Origin of the sequence: Dolichospermum planctonicum, assembly GCF_005402965.1 — a bacterium.
In the GTDB taxonomy this organism is placed as follows: domain Bacteria; phylum Cyanobacteriota; class Cyanobacteriia; order Cyanobacteriales; family Nostocaceae; genus Dolichospermum; species Dolichospermum planctonicum.
In genome coordinates, this window is sequence record NZ_BJCF01000154.1 from 1 (window position 1) to 453 (window position 453).

At 38.2% G+C, this 453-nt stretch carries 1 rRNA gene; it reads right to left on the reverse strand.

The features are described from left to right. Nucleotide 1 precedes the first annotated feature (1 nt). Nucleotides 2-119: ribosomal RNA gene (gene rrf / locus FFO06_RS20845) — 5S ribosomal RNA — on the reverse strand. Nucleotides 120-453: the final 334 nt, after the last annotated feature.

Consider the following 453-nt stretch of genomic DNA (forward strand, 5'->3'; position numbering starts at 1 on the left):
AACCTGGCATCGAGCTATTTTGACATGGGGCTACCCCCAAACTATCGTCGCCGCAGCAGCGTTTCACCTCTGAGTTCGGGAAGGGATCAGTGTGGTTCCACCGCGCCATAGACACCAGGAAAGCCTGATGATTTTGGATTTTGGATTTTGGATTTTAGATTGCAGAAAATAATTCAACATGGTTCACAGAAACTTAACAACTGGTATTATTCTCAACTAGGGAAAATAATTATCAATCTTTTATAATTCCCAAAATTGGAACTTTTAGTTTCTACATTGTTGGCAAATAATCCAAAATCTAAAATCTAAAATCTAAAATTCACAAAACCCTGAAGACTGCATTTGAGAACGAGAAATCACAATAAGAATTAAGAATATAGAGGTCAAGCCCTCGGTCTGTTAGTACTCCTTTGCTACATACATTACTGTACTTCCACATAGAGCCTATTAACG